We start from the raw sequence: 10626 nt of genomic DNA, 5'->3' as shown, positions 1-10626 counted from the left end.
TTAAAAGTCTTTCTGCTATAGCTGCTGATGTTTCATATCTACTGTGTCCAGCTATTCTTTCTATTTCTTTATCATATTGTCTTAATTCTTTTTCTACTTTAGTTGATATAGAATTTACTCCACCTACGATAATTATATTTGTTGCTTTTAATCTTTTTATTTCTGCTTTTACTGTTTTTTCTAATTCATTTTTGGATGTCAATAATATAGGCGCATTCAATTTTTTTGCTAATGGTGACGCTGTTAGTGAGTCAGGATATTCATCACTTCTAGCAATTATTACTGTGTTTGCTTTTTCGTAGTATTTTTTGGATACTTCTATTGCTGTATCTATTCTATTCCTTCCGGAAATTCTATTTTCTTCTGTTGGTTGTGGTTTCTCAGATGGTTGGTCTTCATCGTCTGTAAATCCTGTTTTTACATTTATTTGTATCCTCAATAAATCTCCAAATTCACGTTGAATTTCTCCAGGTCTACTTTCGTAAGAATATCTTACAGATTCTTTACCTTTATCCAACACTATTTTATTTCCTACTAATTCTCCATTTTCTAGTTCCTTTATTCTTTTTGGATTAGGATTACCAGGAAGTTTTTCTAAATAAATAACCTTGTGATTAATACCTGTATAATAATCAAATGTTTGCAAATCCACTACAAAAAAACTTAATTCTCTATTTTTAGTAGTGTCTATCGCTTGTAATCTATTACTTCTAGCATTTATGCTTTGTAATTGTTTATTCTTACTAATATCTATTGTTTCTAGATTGTTATTTTCACAATCAAGATCCTTAAGATTTACGCAATCTGACAAATCTAATTCCTTTAACTCGTTATAAGTTAAGATTATTTTTTTTAAGTTCACACAATTTGTAAGATTAATTTCTTTTATTTTGTTATGCCATAAATTAACTTCTTCAAGTTTACTATTATTACTCAAATCTAATTTTGTAAGAGCATTATCTGATAAGTCTAATTCTTTTAACTCTGTGTTTTTACTTAAATCCAACTCTTTTAAATTTTTGTTAAGAGTGCAATAGATTTTCTCAAGTTTTGTATTTTTAGATAAATCAATATTTTTTACATTATCAGAAGCAGAAAATGATTTTATCTCAGTAAAATACTCAATACCTTTAAAGTTTTTTGGTGTATTTACAATTGTATTAATACTTGTTACCGATTTAATTTCTTCTTTGCTTAATTTTTCGTCTCGATTTTCATCAAATTCTTTTACATATTCCCTGAACTTAGCATCAGGAAAGTTTGTTTCATTGATTTCAACATCTTGCCCAGCAGCAAATGATGAGTTAAATGAAAACGCTCCTATAATCAATGCAAATGCAAGGATTACTTTGATTAACTTACTTGTTTTTTTCATAATTTCCCTCCGTTTTTATTAACTTTTGTGATTTCCTATTTACAAAAGTCTTTTGGTTAACTATATTGTATTCCTTATATATTTTTTTTGCAATATTTTTATGAATTATTTTTCTCCTATCAAAAAACTTCCAAGATCACTCCAACCTCAGAAGTTAACCCCATTTTAAACGACTATTTAACATCATAGTCGAATTCACTTATCGACCTTTTGCTGTCTATGTTTTGTTCTTTAAGAAATTCCATTTCTTTCAATCCTTTAGATTTTGCAACAACAGATTTTGGAAAAGACACGATTTCTTGATTTATTATGCTGATATTGTTGTTTACTATTCTCTTTGCGGCTGCTAATTGTTCATTTTCGTCGCTGATTTCGTCTTGAAGATTGATGAATTCTTGTGATGATTTGAGGTCAGGGTAGCTTTCTGCAAGTGCAAATATTTTGCTGATTTCACGGTCTTGGTTTTGTATTGCTGCGTTGAATTCTTTGATATTTGCATTTTGTCGAAGTTTAATTACATCCGAAAAAGTTGAGGCTTCATGTCTTGCGTATGATTTGGCAACTTTTATCATTTCACAAATTGTGTCGTATCTTTTGGCTAGTGCAATGTCTACGTTTTTCTTGGATTCGTCTATTACGACTTTGTATCGGTTAAATCTATTCGATGTTTTTACCCACCAAATTAATACTATTAAAATGATTAATGCAATTATTCCAATTGCTGTGAATTCCGAATTTAAAAATCTGTCCATAATTTCTCCTTATAATTTTTCACCTATTATATCTATTAGAGAGTAAAATCCTGATAATTTTTCTCTAACTTTTTCGTATTCTGTTGAAAGCGACAATTCATCAACTTGTTTTTTCGTTTGTGGTAATGCAAATAAAAACGCATTTGATTCAAATGATACGGAGATGTATTGTTCGTTCATGTACAAGCACACTCTCATTTTTTCTTTCCAATCGTTCAATAACTCTATAATTTTAGGATCTAAAATTAGTCTTGTGTAGAAATCATCTGTTGAATATATTGCGTATGAGTTGTTAAATTCAATGGATTCCGTCTCAATTTCTTTTTCTATTTTGGTTTTCCTTCCGTAGCTTCCATGATTTCTAAACCCAAGCACTTTCCCTTTTTTTATGGGAACTACTCTTATGTGTCCATTTATTTTAGTGTCAAATTTCGCCATCAAAACCTGTCCACAAAAATCAATAGTTTGTCGTGTGTGTCCTTCACTATCTTCAGTTTCTGTGTATGCTTGCATATTAGAAAACTCTGTTTTGTAATCATCACCAAATACTATGTGGCAGTTTCCAAAATAATACTCAGAATTAGGAACCAACCTTTGCATCACTTTCACATCAACTTTCTTAGAATAATCAATTGTTGTATCCGGCAAGATTTCATTCAACACTGGTAATAGGAAATTATCAGTGTAGGATGTTGCAAGTTCAGTTCTTCGTTGTTTTGAATATTTGTTCCAAAAATATACTAAAGCCGCCATGACAAGAATTGAATAAATTCCTAGCATCGCTCTTAATGCAATAAATCCAACCATAGCACCTATAACTAAAAATGGATTAATGATGTTGTCCTTCATTCCATTTTTTACTGAATGTAGTTTTGATTGCATTTGTGGAGAATTTTCTATTTGTTCAATTCGCTTTACTATTTCGGGATTGGTGAATTTATCCCTGTATTTTTTCCTCACTGCTTTTCCTTTCACTCACTATTTTTGTACATGCTTTCATTTATATTTATACCCGATTATTCGCGAAAAATAAGCTATTTATACCAATTCTTGATATTTTTACAAATATTTTACAAAGATTTATTGTGCATATAACATAAAAAAGACACCTTCTTACTGGTGCCATACTCGTATAAATTTATTTTTTTGTTATGCTCATTCCTATAACCATACCCAAAAGCATACCGATTGATATCGAAGTCGCAATGTCGAATTTATCGGAGATAGTTCCTAAACCCGCGCCTAGCATCATTCCCAATGCCATCCCAAATGACATATAATTTTCAGGCGAATTTTTTGATTGTGTTTTCGATTTTTTGATGACGATTAGGACTAATATCACCGTTATAATCAAAGGTAAAAGTATTTTAAATATTTCCATGTCTTCTCAAATTTATAAACCTTTCTTGAAACAAATAATCCTGTTTGATTCTTCATCTGACTGTAGAATTTCTTTAAATTCTTCTAATTCGTAAACATTTCGTTATCACATATTTTTGTAGCCATTTTAATGAGTATACGTGTCTCTTTCATTGTAGCTTCTAATACTTTAATTTATTTTACCTTCTTCTCTCAATTAGATTTTATTCTTAGTAAATTAACTTGTCAATGATTGCATAAAAAAATGACCTCCAAAGTCATTAAACTTTTAAAGGTCATTCTATATTATTCTGTTAAATTTTTCCCCGATAATTTGTACACTTTTTTCGCTCTGTTTTTGAGTCTTGAATCGTGAGTTACACATATAAGTGTCATTTTCTTATTCAATTCATCGAGCAAGTCCAAGAATTTGTCGACGTATTCTTCATCCAAGTTAGCTGTTGGTTCGTCTAATATTAAAAGCTCAGGTTCATTTATCAACGCTCTTAAAATCATTAGCTTTTTGATTTCTCCACCGGATAAATTCTTCGCACTGTTTAGTTGAAGAAGTTCTTCCATGTCGTATTTTTTGATGAATTTTTCATAATCAAAATTTGATACGCCTGAGATTTCCGCTTTCATTTCTAGGTTTTCTCTTACAGTTAAGGCTGGAAACACGATTAAATCTTGTGGTACGAATGATACTTTTTTCGAACGAAGATCTGATATTTCAGCGTCCGTAAAATCTTTGACTTCTTTGGAGAAAAGCTTTACGCTTCCTTCGTCGTAATTCAAAAATCCCAAGATCACATTTAATAGCGTACTTTTTCCTGCACCGCTGGCTCCAACTATAGCGATGTAGTCATTTTCATCAACCGTTAGGTTCAAATCTTTTAGTACTTCGTTTTTTCTATCTTTATTGATGATGTAACTTTTTGTCAAATTTTCAATTTTTAATATTTCCATTTAATTACCTCTCAATTTTAGTGCTAATTCTTCTTTGGATATTTTGATTACGTTGAAAATTTGTGTTATCAATGCTATTACGATTACAACGGCTAATGTAATTAAGGATATCATCAAAATTTCCTTTGCATTTACGCTCATAAACGACAAATCCAAAGATTTTTCTATCTGTCCGGAGAACAACTTGACTGTGAGTATGGATAATCCAATTCCTAAAACTGCTCCGATAAATGATAATATTACAGAGTATTTTAGGATTATGGTTTTGAGTTTACTCTTTGTTATACCAAGTATTCTTAGAGTTGCCATTTGTTTTTCTTTGTCTTTGAAATCAACTGTAAATATCGAAATTAATACGATTATTGCCATTATCAATGTAAATGTTAGTAGTATTTTCAAATATTTCATAAGAGAGAACATTTCTTTGGATAGATTGTCTACGAAGTTTTTGTTCATGACAACCATAGTGTGTGTACCTCTAAGTGATTTCATAAGGTTAACTGTTAATTGCTCACTATCTGCATTATCTTGTTTTTTTATTAAAATTGAAGATATTTCAGAATTTGGAACGTATTTTTGCGGATGAACTTTAATAGAATCTTGTAGCATTTTCTTCGCCGTATCAAAATTCATGAATATTGCATTATCAAATCCAAGACCAGTTTTCATTAATTTTGATTTTACTTTGTATTTTTTGCCAAAAAAAGTCAATGTGTTTGCATCAACTACACTCACATTATTTCCGATTAAAATTTCTCCGTCTTTCAATTCCTTCACATCTTGTTTCATCCAAGGTTTTATTGTAAAGTCCTTTTCAAAATCAATTCCTATAGCTTGGACAGGGAATGAACAACAAGATTCTTGAAGAGTCGCAATGTACAATTGTGGAGCTGCTTGTTTTACTCCTTCGACTTTTTGTACTTTATCAAGTACATCATTTTGCATGTAGAACTCAGAAGGCTTACCAGATACGAATAATGCTTCCTGTTCTTTTCCGCTTTTTTCTGGAACAATCATCATATCTGCGCCCAATCTTTGTTTCATATTGTCGATTGAATTGTTAAGTCCAATTGAAAAATACATGCTTACAAACAAAAGTGCGGACACTATCGCCATAATCAAAACTATTATAAATGTTCTGACAGGATTTGATGATATCCAGTTTTTCAGGTACAATTTATCTTTCATCTATACTCTTCTTCAATACAACAAGGTATGCTATTGAAATTATAGTTAATATGATTGAACAAATACTAATCGCTGGAATTGTCTTCATTTGACAAGCGGCACCCGCGTGTTTACAACCGCCTATTACAACCTTTGCTAATAGGAATGAATCAATAGCTAAAATTAGAACTGCAATATTAATTCCCCATTCGATTTTTTCGTCTTTAATGATATATGCAATTACCAATAAAATCACTATGCTTACAGCTATAACAAATACTGCATTTGACATGTGGAAGCATTTCATTGGCATTTTGCCTGGCATTACTTCGCATGGTTTTGCGATAACTTTTGGTATTAATGCTAGAATAACTGCCGCTACCAATTGCAAAATTTTTAAAATCTTCTTCATAGTTTTTCTCCTTAAATGTTTAACGTTTCTAAAATTTCATTTCTGTAATCTGTGAACTGTTTGCTAGTTCTATTTCTTGGGTAATCCATTTCGATTTCCAAGATTTTCTTTATTCTACCTGGTCTTGGTTCCATTATAACAACTTTGTTAGATAAGTAAATGGCCTCATCGACATCGTGTGTTACCATTATCATTATGTGTTTGTTTTCTTGCCACAATCTAATGAGTTCATCTTGCATGTTCATTCTAGTGAATGCATCCAACGCTCCTAGTGGCTCGTCCAACAAGAACACGTTAGGTTTGTTAATCATCGTTCTGATTAATGCAACTCTTTGCGCCATCCCTCCAGATAATTGATGTGGATATGAGTTTTTGAATTCCATTAAGCCAACTTTTTCAAGAAGTCTGTCTACTTCCTTTTCGTTGTTTTGTTTTTTCAAATTTGCTGAGAACCCAACATTTTCTCCGACTGTTAACCAAGGAAATAGTGTCGGTTTTTGAAATACCATTCCTCTATCGCTGTCTGTTCCTTCAACTTTTTTGCCGCTTAAAGTAATGGATCCTGTAGTTGGAACGATAAGTCCTGCAATTAATCTTAAAAGAGTGGATTTACCACAGCCTGATGGTCCTACGATGCACACAAATTCTCCATCTTCGATTGTCATATTGATATCAGTAAGGGCATGAGTTAATCCGTCTGAATCAGTTCTTAAAAAGCTTTTAGATACATTTTCAAAAATCAAATTATTCATTATTCCATCCCTTCTTGCCATTTAAGGACTCTCTTTTTAATTAACGACAAAACAAAATTAACAGCGATAAATGTAAGACATATTATGATAATCGCTCCGTACATGCTGGCGTATTCTGCCCAAGATTTCTTCCATGTGATATACCAACCAAGTCCCGATTCTACACCAAGCATTTCTGCTATCAAAAGAGCTGTACAAGCAGAACTCATTCCTATTGTAAGTCCACCGAAAATATTTGGCATAGCTGATGGAATGGCAATTTTGGTAATCAATTGATTGCTTGTTGCTCCAAGTGTTTTTGCCGCTTCGTAGTTTGATTTGTCCACGTTCAAAATACCTGTGATTGTAGAGATTGTCACCGCATACCATACACCCAAAGCTATTATGAATACCGATCCATAGAACAAACTTGTAGCCAATACCATTACTAATGGCAACCATGTAGTTGTAGGAATTGGTCCTAAAAGTTTCATAAATGGAGATATCCAATAGTTTACTTTTTTAGAATATCCACACAAAATTCCAGTTATAAGTCCCAAAATCGCTCCGATGAAATACCCAGTAAATAGCAACTTCAATGAACTTTTTACCGATTTTATAAGTAATGCTTGGTCAGTTATTATTGCGTTTAAGATTTTATCCACCCATGGGAAATATGGTAGTGTTAGTATTCCTGTTTTTAATGTCAAAAAATCATACAATGTCAACAAGAAGAATACAAAAGCATAAAAAGGCGCTTTGTAGACTAATTTTGCTCTAACGTTCTTTTTGAAAAATGATGCTATGAAAAACACTCCATAAAGTGCAACAAATGACCAAATAAACACCACATAAGTATTAGTTTGCATGGAATCAGGTTTTAAGTTTGGATATAGAACGTATTCAAAAACACAAATAACTCCCATGATTATTGGGAGAATCAATTTAACAACGTCTAATATTTTCTGAGCCTTTGTTTTAGGTCTGGATTCTAGTTCAATAAGTTGTTCCCTAGTTAACTCATCTAACTTTTCGTTTTCCATCATTACCCCTTTCTTTATTAAAGATAAATTTTGCGGACTAAATTAATAATCCGCAAAAACCTTACTTTATTTTTTATTTTACTACTGATTCATCTACACCCATTGGATTCCAGAATTTCTTCATTAAATCGTCAGTTGATTTTTCGTTTGAAATAAGTCCGAACTTTTTGTAATCGTCAATTGTACTTCTGATAGCAGTTTCGGTATCTTTTTGAGAAATTTTGAAATCATAAGTATTCATCATTCTCAATGCTTGATCGAAGTCTCCACTTGCCCAGTGATTGTCGAACAAAATTTTTGTTGCTTCTTCTTTGTTGTCTTCAACCCAATGTTTAGTTCTCATAATTGCTGTAACAACTTTTTTTGCTGTTTGTGGGTTATCTCTGATGAAGTCAGCGTTAAGAACGTGTACACAGCATGGTTCTTTTTGGAAATCCGGATCAGTTGTAAGTGATCTGATAGACTTGATTTTTCCTTCGTTGACAAATTTTTCTGCAAATTGATCACTTAGAAGTGTTGCTTGGATTTCTCCTTTTTCTAACGCTTGGATAACTGCTGATGTTTCAACTGGTTTGAATTTGATTTGTTTTGCATCAACTTTGTCGTGTTCTAAAAATCTCAAAGCAATGTTGTGGTCAGAGTTACCAATTCCGTCTGGAACTGCGATTGTCTTTCCTAACAAATCACTTGTTTTGTTGATTTTGTCGTCGTTAAGTACATACAATGATTTACAGCCAGTTTGGGCTCCAGCTACTAATTGAACATTGATTCCGTTAATTGATGGTACCAATACTGTTGCCAAGTGGTCAGAGAAAACTTGAACTTTATTAGTTCCAACTGCATCAAGTCCTGATTGAACGTTGATAACTTTAACTTTCAATCCTTCTTTTTCAAATTCTTTGTTTACAGCAGCAATTCCTGGTGTTCCTGTACACAATCCACCATTGTAACCGATTAGAATTTCTTTTCCATACATTGGTTCGTCTTCAATCTTGCCAGTCGTTTTTGTTTTTTCTGTGCTGGCTTTTTCTTCTGTTTTCTTATCTTCTGTTTTAATTTCACCATTTTTCACGCATCCTGTGAATAATACTGATAAACAAATAGCTAACAAGAATATTTTTAGTCCTTTTTTCATGTAATCCTCCTACATCTTAATTTTTTGATAATTTAATATGATTTCTCATACCTAAATAATTCTAACATACAATAACTATTTAGATTAATTGAAATTTTCTATAAATAACGTCTTTTTATCGTGTTTTTGCAAGTTTTTATCATTTGAATTTTTGAAAAATTCAATTAAATGTTGATTTATTAGTATTGCATTGTTTTATTTCATTTATAGGTTTTTTCTATAAATAAATCCTCAATTGTTAAATTTATTTACAAATGGATATATTAAAATAAAATATTTGTCTGTTTTGTAAAATAAGGCGTTTATGGTAAAATATAGATATATTGACTACCATGAAGAGAGAGAATATTATGGATTTAAAACAATTAGAAACGTTCATAACTGTTGTGGAATGGGATAGTTTTTCTGAGGCTGCGAAGAGACTTTATCTGACGCAACCTACGATAAGTACCCATATCAAACAAATCGAAAATGAACTTAATGCAGAATTATTGAAAAGAACAACTAAAAAGTTGGAGCTTACACCAGAAGGAAGAGAATTTTACAATTACGCCAAGGCTATTTCAAGAATCATGGAAAGTATGCAAGATTCTTTTTCGAAAAAAAGTCTCACAACTTTCAATATCGGAGCAAGTTCTGTGCCTGCGACTTATATTCTACCTTCTCTTTTAACGAAATATCACAAGTCTCACATCAAAACTTTGGTGAATATAATTCAATCTGACAGTTTGACTACTATAGATGGAGTTATAAATGGTTCAATCAATATAGGAATTGTAGGTATGACTACAATGGATAAGGATCTCACATTCGAAAAAGTTCTTAGTGATAAACTGGTAGTGGTCACGCCTTACAATGATTATTACAACGCATTGAAGAAGAACAACGTGAAGATCAGCTCCATTTTGAAAGAGCCGATTATTTTCCGTGAACAAGGTTCTGGAACGCTTAAAGAATCTATGAAGATGATAGACGCTTTAGGAATCAGCAAAAATTCACTGAATTTGATTGGAACAGCAAATAGCACCGAAACATTAAAACAATGTATTAGAAACGGTATGGGAATATCCATCATGAGTAAACTTTCCGTTGAAGAAGAAGTTGCCAATAATCAATTGATTTCTTTTAAGATTGACGATTTTGAATCTGTAAGGCATTTCTATCTAGTGTATCGTTCCAATTCGTTGTTGTCAGAGCCTGTGATAGATTTTGTAAAATTCACAAAGAAATATTTGGAAGAAAATTTTTGATTCATAAAAATAACCGCAATAGCTCATACTGTAAGCATTGCGGTTTTCTTGTGTATGTTTTTATATCAAAGTATAACGAGTGAGTCCTCTTGAAAAAATCCGTTCGCTAAAAAAGTAAAGTTCATTTCGTCTCGATTACAAAAATTGGAAAATTCTAATCTTAAAATTCTAAAATTCAAAACTCGCTTACGCTCAAACAGTTGAATTTTTACGAATTTTTTCAATTGAATTTTCTACAATTTTTTCCAGAGGAGTTACTCACTTTACTTTTTCAGGCACTCAATTTAAATCCTTTATACACCCTCATTATCAATTACTTCAAATTTTTTTGCTTTTCCTTGTCTTTTTTGTCGATTATTTTAGCCATTATCAAGCTCACAACAGTAAGTCCTACTACCAAAATAATCGCTTGGTAGAATTCCTTGGATCCTACATT

At 31.7% G+C, this 10626-nt stretch carries 11 protein-coding genes; 1 reads left to right on the top strand and 10 read right to left on the bottom strand.

What is annotated here, in order from left to right:
- From KHW44_RS02925 to KHW44_RS02880, 10 genes are all read right to left on the bottom strand, one after another.
- On the bottom strand, positions 1-1375 hold a 1375-nt coding region (locus KHW44_RS02925; RefSeq protein WP_304065775.1), incomplete at its 3' end, for a cell wall-binding repeat-containing protein.
- Positions 1376-1548: 173 nt separating this feature from the next.
- Complete coding sequence (locus KHW44_RS02920) at positions 1549-2127, bottom strand: LemA family protein (RefSeq protein ID WP_294685957.1); 579 nt, start codon at positions 2125-2127, stop codon at positions 1549-1551.
- Between the two features lie 9 nt (positions 2128-2136).
- Entirely contained in the window at positions 2137-3087 is a 951-nt protein-coding gene (locus KHW44_RS02915) for a DUF3137 domain-containing protein (RefSeq protein ID WP_294685956.1), read from the bottom strand.
- Positions 3088-3265: 178 nt separating this feature from the next.
- Positions 3266-3508 (bottom strand): DUF2700 domain-containing protein, encoded by a 243-nt coding sequence (locus tag KHW44_RS02910; RefSeq protein ID WP_294685954.1) that lies wholly within the window; start codon positions 3506-3508, stop codon positions 3266-3268.
- Positions 3509-3792: 284 nt separating this feature from the next.
- Positions 3793-4452: an ABC transporter ATP-binding protein gene (locus tag KHW44_RS02905; protein ID WP_304065771.1), complete on the bottom strand. Its 660-nt coding sequence runs from the start codon at positions 4450-4452 to the stop codon at positions 3793-3795.
- Entirely contained in the window at positions 4453-5640 is a 1188-nt protein-coding gene (locus tag KHW44_RS02900) for an FtsX-like permease family protein (RefSeq protein WP_304065767.1), read from the bottom strand.
- Positions 5630-6031 (bottom strand): DUF4418 family protein, encoded by a 402-nt coding sequence (locus KHW44_RS02895; protein WP_304065764.1) that lies wholly within the window; start codon positions 6029-6031, stop codon positions 5630-5632. Before KHW44_RS02895 ends, KHW44_RS02900 begins: the two co-directional genes overlap by 11 nt.
- Before the next feature lie 11 nt (positions 6032-6042).
- Entirely contained in the window at positions 6043-6804 is a 762-nt protein-coding gene (locus KHW44_RS02890; protein WP_304065761.1) for an ABC transporter ATP-binding protein, read from the bottom strand.
- Positions 6783-7805 carry an ABC transporter permease subunit gene (locus KHW44_RS02885; protein ID WP_308580765.1) on the bottom strand — a complete coding sequence of 341 codons (1023 nt, stop codon included), beginning with the start codon at positions 7803-7805 and terminating at the stop codon, positions 6783-6785. The genes KHW44_RS02890 and KHW44_RS02885 overlap by 22 nt, the downstream gene beginning before the upstream one ends.
- A 73-nt stretch (positions 7806-7878) precedes the next feature.
- Positions 7879-8940 carry an ABC transporter substrate-binding protein gene (locus KHW44_RS02880; RefSeq protein WP_294685946.1) on the bottom strand — a complete coding sequence of 354 codons (1062 nt, stop codon included), beginning with the start codon at positions 8938-8940 and terminating at the stop codon, positions 7879-7881.
- A 350-nt stretch (positions 8941-9290) separates the two neighbouring features.
- Between KHW44_RS02880 and KHW44_RS02875 the strand changes: the two genes are divergently transcribed.
- Positions 9291-10190, top strand: coding sequence for a selenium metabolism-associated LysR family transcriptional regulator (locus KHW44_RS02875; RefSeq protein ID WP_304065756.1), 900 nt, complete (start codon positions 9291-9293; stop codon positions 10188-10190).
- Positions 10191-10626 lie beyond the last annotated feature (436 nt).

Source organism: Finegoldia magna, from assembly GCF_018371055.1.
GTDB lineage: Bacteria > Bacillota > Clostridia > Tissierellales > Peptoniphilaceae > Finegoldia > Finegoldia magna_I.
Note: the sequence above shows the minus strand (reverse complement) of the source record. Positions and strands in the feature narration are given on the sequence as shown.